General features: G+C 54.3%; 14 protein-coding genes. 6 read left to right on the top strand and 8 right to left on the bottom strand.

Translation table 11 applies throughout. The annotated features are described in order from the left end of the window. Window positions 1–70 precede the first annotated feature (70 nt). Window positions 71–784 carry a glutathione S-transferase N-terminal domain-containing protein gene (locus tag NLK58_RS13195; protein ID WP_341582805.1) on the bottom strand — a complete coding sequence of 238 codons (714 nt, stop codon included), beginning with the start codon at window positions 782–784 and terminating at the stop codon, window positions 71–73. Beyond that, window positions 784–1,395: a 2-hydroxychromene-2-carboxylate isomerase gene (locus tag NLK58_RS13190; RefSeq protein ID WP_117618948.1), complete on the bottom strand. Its 612-nt coding sequence runs from the start codon at window positions 1,393–1,395 to the stop codon at window positions 784–786. The genes NLK58_RS13195 and NLK58_RS13190 overlap by 1 nt, the downstream gene beginning before the upstream one ends. Window positions 1,396–1,678: 283 nt before the next feature. Between NLK58_RS13190 and NLK58_RS13185 the strand changes: the two genes are divergently transcribed. From NLK58_RS13185 to NLK58_RS13175, 3 genes are all read left to right on the top strand, one after another. Further along, a complete protein-coding gene (locus tag NLK58_RS13185) occupies window positions 1,679–2,212 on the top strand; it encodes a Fic family protein (protein ID WP_341580945.1) in 534 nt (177 codons plus the stop codon). A gap of 277 nt (window positions 2,213–2,489) precedes the next feature. Beyond that, window positions 2,490–3,632, top strand: coding sequence for an XRE family transcriptional regulator (locus NLK58_RS13180; protein WP_117618947.1), 1,143 nt, complete (start codon window positions 2,490–2,492; stop codon window positions 3,630–3,632). Beyond that, complete coding sequence (locus NLK58_RS13175) at window positions 3,632–4,120, top strand: DUF4411 family protein (protein WP_227539290.1); 489 nt, start codon at window positions 3,632–3,634, stop codon at window positions 4,118–4,120. The genes NLK58_RS13180 and NLK58_RS13175 overlap by 1 nt, the downstream gene beginning before the upstream one ends. Window positions 4,121–4,137: 17 nt before the next feature. Here NLK58_RS13175 and NLK58_RS13170 read toward each other — a convergent pair whose 3' ends face one another. The 6 genes from NLK58_RS13170 to rpmH all read right to left on the bottom strand — a co-directional run bounded on the left by NLK58_RS13170 (window position 4,138) and on the right by rpmH (window position 9,022). After that, window positions 4,138–4,719, bottom strand: coding sequence for a hypothetical protein (locus tag NLK58_RS13170; RefSeq protein WP_205422198.1), 582 nt, complete (start codon window positions 4,717–4,719; stop codon window positions 4,138–4,140). A gap of 277 nt (window positions 4,720–4,996) precedes the next feature. Further along, window positions 4,997–6,367: a tRNA uridine-5-carboxymethylaminomethyl(34) synthesis GTPase MnmE gene (gene mnmE / locus NLK58_RS13165; RefSeq protein ID WP_341580944.1), complete on the bottom strand. Its 1,371-nt coding sequence runs from the start codon at window positions 6,365–6,367 to the stop codon at window positions 4,997–4,999. A gap of 76 nt (window positions 6,368–6,443) precedes the next feature. Next, window positions 6,444–8,168 carry a membrane protein insertase YidC gene (gene yidC, locus NLK58_RS13160; protein ID WP_117618944.1) on the bottom strand — a complete coding sequence of 575 codons (1,725 nt, stop codon included), beginning with the start codon at window positions 8,166–8,168 and terminating at the stop codon, window positions 6,444–6,446. A gap of 4 nt (window positions 8,169–8,172) precedes the next feature. Next, window positions 8,173–8,466, bottom strand: coding sequence for a membrane protein insertion efficiency factor YidD (gene yidD, locus NLK58_RS13155; RefSeq protein WP_117618943.1), 294 nt, complete (start codon window positions 8,464–8,466; stop codon window positions 8,173–8,175). After that, the gene (gene rnpA / locus NLK58_RS13150) at window positions 8,466–8,873 is read right to left on the bottom strand and encodes a ribonuclease P protein component (RefSeq protein WP_117618942.1); all 408 of its coding nucleotides are present in this window, start codon (window positions 8,871–8,873) and stop codon (window positions 8,466–8,468) included. Before rnpA ends, yidD begins: the two co-directional genes overlap by 1 nt. A gap of 14 nt (window positions 8,874–8,887) precedes the next feature. Then, a complete protein-coding gene (gene rpmH, locus NLK58_RS13145; RefSeq protein ID WP_008172542.1) occupies window positions 8,888–9,022 on the bottom strand; it encodes a 50S ribosomal protein L34 in 135 nt (44 codons plus the stop codon). A 645-nt stretch (window positions 9,023–9,667) separates the two neighbouring features. Between rpmH and dnaA the strand changes: the two genes are divergently transcribed. The 3 genes from dnaA to NLK58_RS13130 are packed head-to-tail and all read left to right on the top strand — an operon-like array spanning window position 9,668 to window position 13,566. Then, the gene (dnaA, locus tag NLK58_RS13140) at window positions 9,668–11,122 is read left to right on the top strand and encodes a chromosomal replication initiator protein DnaA (protein ID WP_341580943.1); all 1,455 of its coding nucleotides are present in this window, start codon (window positions 9,668–9,670) and stop codon (window positions 11,120–11,122) included. Between the two features lie 55 nt (window positions 11,123–11,177). After that, window positions 11,178–12,281, top strand: coding sequence for a DNA polymerase III subunit beta (gene dnaN, locus NLK58_RS13135; protein ID WP_341580942.1), 1,104 nt, complete (start codon window positions 11,178–11,180; stop codon window positions 12,279–12,281). A 13-nt stretch (window positions 12,282–12,294) separates the two neighbouring features. Continuing rightward, the gene (locus NLK58_RS13130; RefSeq protein WP_117618940.1) at window positions 12,295–13,566 is read left to right on the top strand and encodes an AarF/ABC1/UbiB kinase family protein; all 1,272 of its coding nucleotides are present in this window, start codon (window positions 12,295–12,297) and stop codon (window positions 13,564–13,566) included. Window positions 13,567–13,679 lie beyond the last annotated feature (113 nt).

The raw sequence follows: 13,679 nt of genomic DNA, 5'->3' as shown, positions 1-13,679 counted from the left end.
TCCTTTTTTTGGTACAGGCTCCATAGGCGCCAGTGCCTAATGATTGCTTTGTAAGCTTTGGTCGAACGCGTCACGAATCGGCGCCATCCTGTTTGTCGCCACCTGCTGTTTGGCCAAACAGCAGTTTTTTTCCTTCGTCGGTGACCGTCGGGCGACCAGACCAAGGCGCGCCTTTTTCATAGGCAGCAATCACCGCCGGACGCTCTTGCATCGAGCGGAACCAGCGCTCGAGGTGGGGGAAGTCAGTCAGGGTTTGCTTTTGCCGCTCATGAGGGACGATCCAGGGATAGATGGCGATATCGGCAATGGAGTAATCGCCGGCAACCCAGTCCCGACCACTCAGGCGGCGATCGAGTACACCGTACAGGCGGTTGGTTTCATTGACGTAACGATTGATCGCGTAAGGGATCTGTTCCGGTGCGTACTGCGCGAAGTGATGGTTTTGCCCCGCCATCGGCCCCAGCCCTCCCATCTGCCACATCAGCCATTCCATGACCGTTTTTCTCCCGCGCAGATCAACAGGCAGGAGCCGCCCGGTTTTTTCCGCCAGGTAGAGGAGGATGGCGCCGGATTCGAACACTGTGATCGGTCCATCACCATCGCCGGGGTCGTGGTCGATGATGGCCGGCATGCGATTGTTGGGTGAGAAGGCAAGAAACTCCGGCTTGAACTGGTCTCCAGCGCTGATATCCACCGGATGAATCCGGTAATCCAGGCCGGTCTCCTCCAGAAAAATGGTGATCTTGTGGCCATTGGGCGTCGGCCAATAATAGAGATCGATCATCATTCAGCTCCAGGCATTAATTCCAGAGTCTCGGCCAACAACTCCACCCGATCCTGACCCCAGAACTGCTCGCCATTCAACACATAGGCAGGAGCACCGAGAACGCCCTGCCGGACGGCATCCTCGCTGTTGCGGTCGTACTGGTCCGTAATATTCGTTGACTGGGCGGCCTGGATCAACCCGTCGGCGTCCAGTTCAAGGGCGTTCAGAATGTCACGAATCACCGCTTCATCCGCAATGTTTTTCTCCTCGGCCCAACAGGCTGCCAGCACCCGCTGCACAAACTCGCCAGGATTGTGGCCGGCCTGCTGCAGTGCAATAACACAACGATCTGCCAAGCCGGGGTCTGTCGGAAAATGCGCAGGTTTGAGGTTGACGGCCAAACCGCGTTTCCTGGCCCATCGTTCAATCTCAAGCAGGCGGTACGCCTGACGGCATGCCGGGCGTTCAGGGACGGGTTTCGCGCCGGAGTTGGCAAACACCTCTGCCAGTTTTACTGGCTTGAAGTTGACCTCAGCCCCCGCCTGCCCGGCGGTCTCAAGGAATGCCTGATGTCCAAGGTAGGTGAACGGTGAAATGCTGGTGAAGTAATAATCAATCCTGGGACTCATCGCTTTCGACTCCTGGACAATTGCTGTTGGTTTTTACCTGTCCAGTACTCTATCGGTTATTGAGTGATCGCTCAACAAAAAGTTCAGCGCGTGAAGCCTCACGTGCTGCCGCTGAAGCAGGCCTGAAGAACATCTCGGGCTGACGTGTTTTCCCTGTTCTTCTCAAAATCTACAGTAGCCGGGTTTGCTGCTCGGAATGGCCAAACTGCACGCAGACCGCCATTGATGAAGTCCTCCTGCCAGCAGAGCAGATTTCTCCGGAAAACGTGATGACTGGCAAGAGGTGCGTAATTACATCGAGGCCGTCAACTCTGCGATTACCCAACTTGCCAGTACCCCCCCCCTTTCCAATCGTCTGCTGAAACATACTCATGAACTGTTGCTGCAAGGGGTGCATGGCGAACACAAATTGCCCGGGGAGTTTCGGAGCAGCCAGAACTGGATTGGTGGTTCCAGCCTAGCCGATGCCAGTTTCATCCCACCCCATTATGAAGGTGTGGTGGCAATGATGGGCGATCTGGAATTGTTCTGGCATAACGATCAGATTCAGGTGCCCCAACCGATCCGTATTGGCTTGAGCCACTACCAGTTTGAGACCATTCACCCGTTTCTTGATGGTAATGGCCGTATCGGGCGCTTGCTGATTCCACTTTACCTGGTAAGTCATGGCTTGCTGAATAAGCCATCGCTGTACCTGTCGGACTTTTTTGAGCGCAACCGCGCCAGTTACTACGATGCGCTGATGCAGGTACGAACCAATAATAATGCTGCGGTTTTTCCTGAATGGGGTGTCGGAAACCGCCACTCGTGGGCGTGATCTGTTCCGGGAGATTCTGGCATTGCGTGCTCAAGTGGAGCAGGACGTGCTGGGACAGCAGACACTGATTACACTAGGTGGCTACTACCCTTCGTTATCAATCATATAATAGCTTTCCGGGGTTCGCTCGGGGAATGTGCAGAAAATCGTAAATTTTGCGCCTTTTCGCGTTTCACTTGCCGATAGTTCGACGCACGCACGGCCAAGGGCATCAGTTGGCTCCTAAACCGTCTAAGCTTACACTACGCCCTGATAAATTTTGTTCCGAGCAGCAGTCATGGCCACCACCTACGCCAGAATCAATGCAGATATCCTAACCTGGGCCCGGGAGCGGGCACAGCTTAGTGTGTCTGCTCTGGCATCCAAACTGGGGGTGCCAAACGATAAACTTGACGCCTGGGAGCGAGCGGAGAAACCACCGACCTTCAAGCAGGCTCAAGACTTTGCCGCCAAAACCCATATTCCGTTTGGCTATCTTTATCTGAAGCAGCCGCCGGAAGAGACGTTACCGCTACCAGATCTTCGAACGGTCGGGGGGCATCATCCTAACCGACCTTCTTCCGAGCTTATCGAAATGGCCCAGATCGTTCTGCGACGGCAGGAATGGTACGCGGAGTATCTCCGAGACCAAGGTGTGGAGCGCAACCCATATGTTGGTCGGTTCACTGCTCGTTCCAATATCCTGGATGTGGTTCAGAACATGCGGCAGGTGCTCGGCATACCAGCTCATCCCGAGCGAGGTAACTGGGAAGATTACTGGCGCCTACTCATCCGCAAGATCGAAGAGGCGGGCATCCTGGTCATGCGGCAGGGATTCATCCGTCATCACTCTCGCCCGCTGTCTGTTCAAGAATTTCGCGGCTTTGCGATTTCCGATCCTCTGGCACCGGTGATTTTCGTCAACCAAGCCGACGCCCCGGCCGCACGATTGTTCACCTTGATCCATGAATTGGTGCATATCTGGCTTGGCAAAAGCGGGGTTTCTGACGCAAGTCCCGATACTCACCAAAGAGAAGAGATTTTCTGTAACGCTGTAGCGGCGGAATTTTTGGTTCCTGAGGCGGAATTTGATACCCACTGGCAAGATGCGGAAGATTGGAAAGAAAACCTTCCAGTATTGGAAGCTCATTTCCGCGTCAGCACATGGGTAATCGCAAGGCGGGCACTGACACTCGGGAAAATCTCCCGGGATGAGTACCGGAATTACGTCGACGATCTTCAGGAACGTTACCGGAACCGTGAACGAACTCAAGGTGGCCCTACGTTCTACAGAACTCAACGAGGGCAGATCAGCGAAACCTTCTCTAAGGCTCTGGTCAGTGAAGCTCTCAGTGGGCGCGTTCTTCTTCGGGATGCGGGTAGCTTACTGAATATGAAACCCCACAAAATAACCAACTATGCCAAAGAATTAGGGATCTGATGTATTTGCTGGACGCCAACACCTATATCCAGGCAAAGAATCTCCACTACCAAATGTCATTCTGTCCGGCTTACTGGGCGTGGCTCGACCAACAGTACGCGATGTCAGCGCTGGCGAGCATCCGCACAGTCTATGACGAATTGTCTGATGGAGATGACGAGCTTTCGGATTGGGTAAAGGATAGGAAGGACCAGTTCATCCCGGTTTCAGACGACGATATCCAGAAAAAGTTCGCAGAAGTAGCTCAGCATGTAGCTGAGCTGGAAGGAAAAAAGCAAGAATTTGTAGCGGAGTTCCTCAGCAAGGCTGATCCTTGGCTGATAGCAACTGCGGCTGTTGTCGGTGGTACTGTCGTTACTCACGAAATACCAGTTCCCCAAAACAGTACCAAGGTCAAAATTCCAAATATCTGCGACGTCTTCGGTGTACCCTATATCACCACTTTCCAGCTCTTGAATCAGCTAGAAGCCCAGTTTGTGCTGGGATAGCGAGCATCCATACATCGTCACCACTCTTGAGCCCATAAGCCGTCTTCATCCTGTCTTCGGGCGTCTAGCTCGTAAGATTTCGCAAGGTCTTCGATCATTGCCGCAAGGTTGGGTTTCGAGTCTTTCCAATGGGTAGAAAAACGCCTGAATTCGTCTGAAACCTTGCGTTCCTGCTTCCCGCCATCGTATGGCATGCGAGAAGTAACACCTCGTGAATTGTATAGGCTGATTCCTTCACGGGGAGAACGACGGTTGCCAAGTCGGTTATCGGTGATGACCACCAAGTCAATGCCAGGGTTGGCATCCACAAACTGCCAGCCCTCTTCTGAGGTCACGCAGGCGGCGCGTGGAGAATAGCCTTCTTCAATCAATAGTGCGCATACAAAGGCAACAGCTTCGGACTGGCTGTCTGCCATAATGGAAATCAAAGGTTCGCGCTGCTGAATGCTGTTCTTGAGTGAACCCCTGGATTCCTCTCGCCCGGCAAACAACTTAGAGGCTGTTACGGCCGGTTTGGATTGGTTGCTCCAGTGCGCCCAGTGATTCTCTACAGCCTCTATGCCGTGACCGGCGATACCCAACTGAATGCCCAACCACAAAGCGGTTGCAGGAGAAGTTTCCAGCCAGGCTTCAAGGATTTCCCTCCACCGTTTCTATAACGCCATCCCAGCCTGGTAGGTTCACCGAGTCGCCGCCCGGCATGGCAAGCGCCGTGGTGCGAGCTGTTGCCGAGATCAACCTTCTCACAAATACAGGAAGCGTTCCTTGGGCTTCACGCTTGTCTGACCACTGTGCGAGATGAGTTGCCGTTATACGCATGGTGAAAAATCTCCGCAGTTATTGCCTGCATGCTAAACATCATGGGTAGAACCGAAACTATTTGCCAATACAGAAACTGCTGAAGATCTTGCCGAGCAATTCATCGGGTGTCAGATGCCCGGTAATCTCGCCCAAGGCATCCTGGGCAGCGCGCAGGTCTTCGGCCAGCAATTCACCGGCACCGAAGCCCTCGAGTTGACTCTGGCCCTGAACCAGCAGTTCCAGAGCTCTCTCAAGGGCATCCAGATGCCGGCGGCGGGCCAGGAATCCGCCTTCGGTGGTACTGGCAAACCCCATGCATTGCTTGAGATGGTCCCGGAGAATCTCCAGCCCTCCGGCAGATTTCGCTGCCAGACGGATGACCGGAGCACTCTGGTGAGGCTCCGCGCTGATACCAACCCCTTCACCGGAAAGATCCACCTTGTTGCGGATGACCGTAACCGGAGCGTTCGCTGGCAACCGGTCGATAAAATCCGGCCAGATTTCATGGGGCTCGGTTTTATCGGTGGTGGTCGCATCCACCATCAGCAGGATGCGATCGGCCTGACGGATCTCATCCCACGCCCGGGCGATCCCGATCTGTTCCACTTCATCCGGGCTATCCCTCAGGCCAGCGGTATCAATGATGTGCAGCGGCATGCCATCGATGTGGATATGTTCCCTGAGGACATCCCGGGTGGTACCTTCAATGGCCGTTACAATCGCCGCTTCGCGACCGGCCAGGGCATTGAGCAGACTGGATTTGCCCGCGTTTGGCCGCCCGGCGATCACTACTTTCATGCCGTCCCGTAAAATGGTGCCCTGCTGGGCGTCGGCAAGAATCCGCTCAAGCCGGTCAAGCAGGGCCTGAAGGTCACTGGCCACCTTGCCATCGGCGAGAAAATCGATTTCCTCTTCCGGAAAATCGATGGCCGCCTCAGCGTAGATCCTCAGGTGGGTTACCGCCTCCACCAGGTCCTCAATCTGCCGGGAAAACACCCCCTGCATGGAACGCACGGCACAGCGGGCGGCCTGTTCCGAACTGCTCTCGATCAGATCGGCAATCGCCTCGGCCTGGGCCAGATCCAGCTTGTCGTTCAGGAACGCCCGCTCGGAGAATTCACCGGGCCTCGCCAGTCTTGCGCCCCGGCTACAGACTTCACGGAGCAGGAGATCCAGGATCACCGTGCCACCATGGCCCTGCAACTCGAACACGTCCTCTCCGGTAAAGGAGTGGGGATTGGGGAAAAACAGTCCTATTCCTTCATCGATCAGTTCACCGTCGCTGTCCAGGAAGGGGCCGTAATGGGCATAGCGTGGTTTGGGGCGGAAACCCAACATCTGTCCGGCAATCTCCGAAGCCTTCGGGCCGGATACCCGGACAATGCCAACACCGGCCTGGCCGGGTGCCGTGGCAATGGCGGCGATGGTGTCAGAATTCTGGCTCATGTTGGTTGTTCCTCGGGGCGGAAACAACAGAGGCTCCGCGAAGGAGCCTCTGTTTGGGTCAGATCAATTGCACGGGTCAGTGCTTTTTGGCTGCCGCGTCTGCTTCAATTTTGCGGGTAATGTACCACTGCTGACTGATCGACAGAATGTTGTTTGTCAGCCAGTACAGCACCAGACCTGCCGGGAACCACAGGAAGAACACGGTAAAGACCAGCGGCATCAGCTTCATGATCTTGGCCTGCATCGGATCCGGTGGCGTCGGGTTCAGGTGCATCTGCAGGAACATGCTTGCACCCATCAGGATCGGCAGGATGAAGTACGGGTCCATTTGAGAAAGATCATTTATCCACAGCACGAAGGGGGAATGTCGCAGCTGTACGCTCTCAAACAGAACCCAGTACAGGGATATGAACACCGGCATCTGCACCAGGATTGGCAGGCAGCCACCCAGCGGGTTGATTTTTTCACGCTTGTACAGCGCCATCATTTCCTGGGACATGCGCTGGCGATCATCGCCATAGAGTTCCTTGAGCCGGGTCAGTTGCGGCGCCGCCGCACGCATTTTGGCCATGGACTTGTAGCTGGTGGCGGACAAATGGAAGAACACGGCTTTCACCAGAACGGTCAGCAGGATAATGGAGACACCCCAGTTCCCGACAATGCTGTGAAACCACTCCAGGATGACGAACAGTGGCAGGGAAATAAAGAACAGCCAGCCGAAGTCGACGGTGCGATCCAGATTGGGCGCCATGTTTTCCAGACGATCAATAATTTTAGGCCCAACGTAGGCACGGGCACCGATTTCAGCGGTCTGGCCAGGCTCAACGGTTGTCGCCGGGTAGACAAAGCCCATTACGTAATAGGGCCCGCGACGGGTAGTCTGGAACTGGGCAGCCTGGTCGCGCTCGGGAACCCACGCTGAAATGAAGTAGTGCTGGAGGAAGGCCAGCCAGCCGTTGGTGACGGACCGGTTGAGCTGGTTTTCCTGAAGATCGTCGAATTTGAATTTCTGGTACGGATCCTCCGGAGAACTGACAACCAGACCGAGGAAGGCCTTAATACCCATGCTGGCCTGGGATGTGGGGTCGGGAGACTGGTCACGTACAATTTTTCCGGTGAAATTGGCCTGCCAGTTCTCACTGGACTGGTTTTCAACCAGGTATTTCACAGCAATTTCGTAACTGTTGCGTTCGAACTGATAGCGCTTGGTGATCCGGACGCCCTTGTCGGTTGTGAAGGTCAGGTCGACGGTTAGCTGATTATCACCTTCGGCCAGTTCATAGCTCGACGCTTCGGTCTGGTACAGGGGGGCTGTGCCGTTTTTACGGCTGTCCGGACCGTCACGGCCAATAAGCCCACTCTCAAGAACATACAACCGGTTTTCGGTGTTATTGAGCAGTGTCAGAGGTTCTTTGCTGTGGAGTGATTTGTCGTAATCCAGAAGCTGGGCGCGGACAAGATTGCCACTGACACGGTCAATCGTCAGCTCGTAAACATCAGTCCGAACCTTAACGAACTGATTCGTGACGGTGGTACCAGCTTCGGTCTGGCTGACAACGGACTTTCCGGTTTCGGGAGTGGCAAATTCTTCAGAGCCAGGGTTTGGCACGGATGAGCCAGTACTGTTTTCCGGCAGCACCATATCATCTGGATTGCCCGGGCCAACCGTGGTTTGTGACGGAGCGGATTGAGAAACCTGGGCGGCCTCCGGTTGCTGGTGGTAATCCTCATTCCAGGCAAGCACCATCAGATAACTGACAATAGCCAGGCCGGCAAATAATACGATGCGTTGAATATCCATAGAGTTACTGTCTGGTCTGGGTTGTTGTGTGGGGATGATCAGCGTGCACGCAGGGTGTTCCGGATTCCAGGCCCACGGATTTTTCCGTGCCCGGCACCGGATCATACCCGCCTTCCGCCCAGGGATGACACCTTAACAGACGCCGGATTGCGAGAAATAACCCTTTCAGGGCGCCATGATGAGTAATGGCTTCAACGGCATATTGTGAGCAGGTGGGGTAATGGCGGCAATGGCTGGCCATCATGGGACTGATGGCATACTGGTAGAAGCGGATGGGCAGGAGCAAAAGTTTGCGCATTAACCCGTTCCTCGACCGGCAGTCTCCGATGGTGCTGCCCGGGATGGCTGAGATTGAGTGTATTTTTTCCTGAGCCGTCGCCAGAGGTCGTCCATGGATGCGCGAACGGTTGGGTTGTCCAGGGAAACAAGGCCCTGTCTTCCCAGTACCACAACGTCAAGCCCCGGGAGGTCCGTCTGAAGTCGGAAGCTTTCCCTGACCTGGCGTTTTATCCGGTTTCTCTGGACCGAGAGCTTCAGATTTTTCTTGGAAAAAATCAAACCGATCCTGGCGTGACCGAGATTATTCGGTGTCGCCAGGATCAGAAAATTCCTGTGCGGAACTTTCAGCTGCACGTCATCGAAGACTTTACCGTAATCAGCAGGTCGCAGGAGACGATTTGATTTCGGGAAACCCAAAGCCTTCATTCGGCGGACAAAGCTTACGCGGACAGACGTGCGCGGCCTTTGGCACGACGACGGGAAATAACCTTGCGGCCGTTGGCAGTTGCCATACGGGCACGGAAACCGTGAACGCGCTTACGCTTCAGGACGCTTGGTTGAAACGTTCTTTTCATGGTGATGGTCTCACAATTCGTAAGTTGGAAATTCAGTAACTGGCCGGAAATTGTACAGCCGAAACAGGAGCGGCATTCTATGCAAATAGCGGCGGGAATTCAATGTTTATTGCTACGGGGTTATGCCAATGGCTGAAATCCGGAACAGGTTCGACCAGGTAATAAATTCAGTAAGTCTTTTTAGAATTTCTTTAAGGATTAATTATTACTGTTATTAGAGACGACGTTTTCTGTGGATAAGCAAAACTAAGTCCGAAAAAACAACATGTTGGTTGGTTGACAAGGGTATTGACAATGGGCCCTGAAGTCTGTGGACGACGCAAGGGCGGAATGTGGGTAACACGGTATTGTTGAATCCGATCGAGTTATCCCCGGTTGCGTCCCATGGTTCCTAACAGGGTTCGTCCATGCTTGTACACACAGGGCTGTGTATAACCCTGGAAGCGGAAATTTTCTGTACACAAGGTTGTAGGTAAGTTCGTACAAAATTGAAATATAAGGGAATAAATTTCCACAGGCTGTTCATGAACTGGCTTTAGCACTTTCACTGCGGGCCCTGGCGGGTTAGAATCCGGGGTCATCTCTCTGGACAGGATGTCCTTTATCCGTTCAGCGACATTTCAGGGTTATCGGGAGCAGGCTGTCGTGCCAAATAGTATGTGGCATCAATGTCTTGAAGTACTTCGGGACGAGTTTCCCGCACAACAGTTCAATACCTGGCTCAGGCCCCTGCAATCCGATCACCGGGAGGGGCAGCTGATGTTGTTCGCGCCCAACCGCTTTGTGATGGATTGGGTAAACGAAAAGTACCTTCGGCGCATTGAAGAGGTTCTCAAGGATCTGAACGGTGGTCAGGCGCCCCGGGTTAACATGAAGGTGGGATCGGCGCCCCGGGAAAGTGATCCGGTCAAGCGCTCGGAAATGCCTGCCCGGCTGAACGGCCAGGTGCTGGAGGAAGCCGGGAGTCGGGTCACGGAAGAGGAAAGAGGCGTCGCCGCGACGGTGCCCGGATCAACGTCTGTGCGACCCAAAAGTTATAGTGAGCGCCGGCCGGTTCAGATTGAAGGGGATATCAAGCACCAGAGTTTTCTCAATGAAGGCTTCACCTTTGAAACCTTTGTAGAGGGTAAGTCCAACCAGTTGGCGCGGGCGGCGTCCATGCAGGTGGCTGAAAATCCGGGTGGCGCCTACAATCCTCTTTTCCTCTACGGTGGCGTGGGTCTGGGTAAAACCCACCTGATGCATGCGATTGGGAACGAGATTGTCCGTCGCAATCCCAAGGCAAAAGTGGCATACCTCAGGTCAGAGCGTTTTGTGGCCGATATGGTCAAGGCGTTACAGCTCAATGCCATTAATGAATTCAAGCGCTATTACCGGTCGGTGGATGCCCTGCTCATCGATGATATCCAGTTTTTTGCCCGCAAGGAGCGTTCCCAGGAAGAATTCTTCCATACCTTTAATGCGTTGCTTGAGGGCGGCCAGCAGGTCATTGTGACCTGTGATCGTTTCCCGAAAGAAATCGTCGACATGGAAGAACGGCTTAAATCCCGGTTTGGTTGGGGGTTAACGGTCATGGTGGAGCCTCCGGAGCTTGAAACCCGGGTAGCCATATTGATGAAAAAGGCGGAGCAGGCCAACGTCAAGCTGAGCAGTGAAGCGGCCTTTTTTATTGCCCAGAAAATCCGATCGAATGTTCGGGAGCTTGAAGGAGCGCTGCGTTTGGTGATAGCGAATGCTCACTTCACGGGTTCCGAAATCACTCCCCCGTTTATCCGTGAAAGTCTGAAAGACCTGTTGGCACTTCATGAGAAGCAGGTGAGTATTGATAATATTCAGCGCACCGTCGCGGAATATTACAAGATCAAGGTGGCGGATCTGCTGTCGAAACGGCGGACCCGCATAGTGACCCGGCCACGGCAGGTTGCCATGTCTCTGTCCAAGGAGCTGACCAATCACAGCCTCCCGGAGATTGGTGATGCTTTCGGCGGTCGCGACCACACCACCGTGCTGCATGCATGTAAGAAAATCGTGGAGTTGCAGGAGACTGATCCGGGCATCCGCGAGGATTATCAGAATTTTATGAGACTGCTGACAACCTGATGCCGGGCGTTGGCGAACAACATTCACCCTTCCAACATAAAGAAAGCTGAGTGCCATGAAACTGACGATCAGCCGTGAATCCCTGCTTATCCCGCTGCAAAGCATTGCGGGCGTCGTGGAAAAGAAACAGACCATGCCCGTGCTGTCCAACGTATTGCTGGTGGCGGAAGACAATACCCTGACCCTGACCGGGACCAACATGGAAGTGGAACTGGTTGCCCGGGTAACACCGGTGCATGTGGATCAGCCTGGCCGGATTACTGTTCCGGCCCGCAAGCTGTCCGACATCTGCCGGGCCCTGGGTGATGAGGCACCGATGGAGCTGTCGCTGGAAGGCGATCGTTTGCATCTGCGCTGTGGTGCAAGTCATTTCACTCTGTCCACGTTACCAGCTGAGCACTTCCCCAATGTGGAAGACGAAGCGGAAAGTTTCCGGCTGGAACTGCCCCAAAAAGAGTTGGGTCAAATGCTGGATACAACCGCCTTTGCCATGGCTCAGCAAGACGTTCGTTACTACCTGAACGGGTTGCTGCTGGAAGTGGATAAGGATCATGTGCGGACGGTTGCCACCGATGGTCACCGTCTGGCTATGGCTCACCTGGACCTGCCGACGAATTGTCCGGAACTTCGCCAGGTTATTGTGCCCCGTAAAGGCGTGCTGGAACTGGCACGGTTGCTTGAGGATGTGGAATCACCGGTCACCCTGGTGATTGGCGATAATCACCTGCGCGCGACCGTGGGCGCTTACACCTTCACCTCAAAACTGATTGAGGGCAAATTCCCGGACTATAACCGGGTGATTCCCCGGGGCGGCGACAAAGTGGTACTGGCAGACCGCGCCACGCTCAGGAATACGCTGCAACGGGCGGGGATTCTGTCTCACGAGAATATTCGGGGTGTGCGCCTGAATCTTGCCCCTAACGAACTCCAGGTATTCGCCAATAATCCGGATCAGGAACAGGCCGAAGACGCGCTGCCTGTGGATTATCAGGGCGAATCCCTGCAGATCGGTTTTAATGTAGGCTACCTGGTGGACGTGATGAACGCACTGGATGAGGATCAGGTAAAGATGACCCTGTCCAACCCCAACAGCAGTGCGTTGATCGAAGCGCAGAACGATGCCCGTTGTCTTTACGTGGTTATGCCCATGAGGCTGTAGGAGGATGAGACTGATGAGTGCCGTAACGAATGGAATCAAAGGAGCTTTCCGGATTGGGCAGACTGTGTCGGTACTCGGGCGCACAGGGATCAACTGGGTTCGGGGAGATCGTCCCCCGACACCCCGGCTGCTGAGGCAGACATTTGAATCACTGGGTGCCACCTACATAAAGCTCGGGCAATTTATCGCCAGCTCACCGACGTTCTTCCCCAAGGAGTACGTTGAGGAATTCCAGAACTGCCTGGATAAGACACCCAACCTCCCCTTTGGCGTGATCCGGAAGATCATTACTGAGGAACTGGGGCGTCCGCTGGACGAAGTCTATTTGGACATTGATCCTGTAGCCCTGGCGTCCGCCTCTATTGCGCAGGTACATGCCGCAAGACTGGTGACCGGTGAAGACGTGGTCATCAAGGTACAGAAGCCGGGTGTTGAGAATATCCTGCTGACGGATCTGAACTTTCTGTATCTGTCTGCGCGGATTCTGGAAACACTGGCGCCGAAATTGTCCTGGACCTCCATGTCCGGGATTGTCGAAGAAATCCAGCGGACCATGATGGAGGAATGTGACTTCATCAAGGAAGCCAACAACCTGAAGGTGTTCCGGGAATTTCTGCACGATACTCATAACCAGGATGCGGCCGTCCCCCGGGTTTTCGAACATTGCAGTACCCGTCGAATCCTGACCATGGAACGTTTTCACGGGGTGCCGTTGACCGATCTGGAAAGCATCAGGGGTTATGCCCGGGATCCGGAGCGGACGTTGATCACGGCGATGAACACCTGGTTTGCGAGTCTGACCCAGTGTGAATTTTTCCACGCGGACGTTCATGCCGGAAACCTGATGGTCCTGAAAGATGGGCGAGTCGGGTTTATCGATTTCGGAATCGTGGGCCGGATAAAGCCGGATACCTGGCAGGCGGTCAGTGATTTTATTTCTGCGGTGATGGTTGGAAATTTCGAGGGCATGGCCGACGCCATGATCCGTATTGGAATTACCCATAAGACTGTCCGGGTGGACGAGCTTGCCGGCGATCTTCGCAGGCTCTACCAACAGATGGACAAGATGGTACCCGACGAGGTTCCTTACGAGGCCGATAAGGCCGAAGACGATGTGAATCATATTCTGATGGATATGGTAAAAATCGGGGAAAGCCATGGACTCCACTTCCCCCGGGAATTTGCCTTGTTACTGAAACAGTTTTTGTATTTTGATCGCTATGTGCACATCCTCGCGCCGGAAATGGATGTGTTCATGGATGAGCGGCTGAATATGCTTCATTGAGGCGGTCGCCTTCAGGCATTGGCTTTTGTACACTAAGGCAGCGTTACCGGAAGCGGTAACGCTGCCTTTTTCATTGTGCGGATTCTTTTTTCGGCTCCTTCCTTTCCGCTTCG

This window comes from Marinobacter metalliresistant (assembly GCF_038098645.1).
Classification (GTDB): domain Bacteria; phylum Pseudomonadota; class Gammaproteobacteria; order Pseudomonadales; family Oleiphilaceae; genus Marinobacter; species Marinobacter metalliresistant.
Note: the sequence above shows the minus strand (reverse complement) of the source record. Positions and strands in the feature narration are given on the sequence as shown.

Coding starts and splice junctions, on each gene's coding strand:
- NLK58_RS13180 (WP_117618947.1), top strand. CDS start 2,490: ATGGCCACCACCTACGCCAGAATCAATGCAGATATCCTAACCTGGGCC.
- yidC (WP_117618944.1), bottom strand. CDS start 8,168: ATGGATATTCAACGCATCGTATTATTTGCCGGCCTGGCTATTGTCAGT.
- yidD (WP_117618943.1), bottom strand. CDS start 8,466: ATGCGCAAACTTTTGCTCCTGCCCATCCGCTTCTACCAGTATGCCATC.
- NLK58_RS13190 (WP_117618948.1), bottom strand. CDS start 1,395: ATGAGTCCCAGGATTGATTATTACTTCACCAGCATTTCACCGTTCACC.
- NLK58_RS13175 (WP_227539290.1), top strand. CDS start 3,632: ATGTATTTGCTGGACGCCAACACCTATATCCAGGCAAAGAATCTCCAC.
- rpmH (WP_008172542.1), bottom strand. CDS start 9,022: ATGAAAAGAACGTTTCAACCAAGCGTCCTGAAGCGTAAGCGCGTTCAC.
- rnpA (WP_117618942.1), bottom strand. CDS start 8,873: ATGAAGGCTTTGGGTTTCCCGAAATCAAATCGTCTCCTGCGACCTGCT.
- mnmE (WP_341580944.1), bottom strand. CDS start 6,367: ATGAGCCAGAATTCTGACACCATCGCCGCCATTGCCACGGCACCCGGC.
- NLK58_RS13195 (WP_341582805.1), bottom strand. CDS start 784: ATGATCGATCTCTATTATTGGCCGACGCCCAATGGCCACAAGATCACC.
- dnaN (WP_341580942.1), top strand. CDS start 11,178: ATGAAACTGACGATCAGCCGTGAATCCCTGCTTATCCCGCTGCAAAGC.
- NLK58_RS13130 (WP_117618940.1), top strand. CDS start 12,295: ATGAGTGCCGTAACGAATGGAATCAAAGGAGCTTTCCGGATTGGGCAG.